At 34.7% G+C, this 277-nt stretch carries 1 protein-coding gene; it reads right to left on the reverse strand.

The genetic code is table 11. The features are described from left to right. Positions 1–277 (reverse strand): hypothetical protein (locus SB765_RS29355; RefSeq protein WP_410932451.1); only part of this gene is annotated, 277 nt, incomplete at both ends.

Consider the following 277-nt stretch of genomic DNA (forward strand, 5'->3'; position numbering starts at 1 on the left):
CGATAGGTACTGTCATAGTAAGTCTGTAAGATTTTAGTTGGTAAACCTGCTTTACTGACGGTTTCTTTACTGATCAAACCATAACTATTTAAGGTGTATGTTTTAGTCACACCATTGTCTGCTATCGATTTCGTTAACCTACCTAAGCCATCATAAACAAAGGTACTTACATGAGCGTTAGTGTAATTACCTTTATTACTGCCAGATAAACGATTTAAATAACGTTTGCTTTCTGCTTTTCTAGTTAATCGCCCACCATAAACACTATAACTATATG

It is taken from the genome of Pseudomonas sp. SIMBA_067 (genome assembly GCF_046534675.1).
Classification (GTDB): Bacteria; Pseudomonadota; Gammaproteobacteria; order Pseudomonadales; family Pseudomonadaceae; genus Aquipseudomonas; species Aquipseudomonas putida.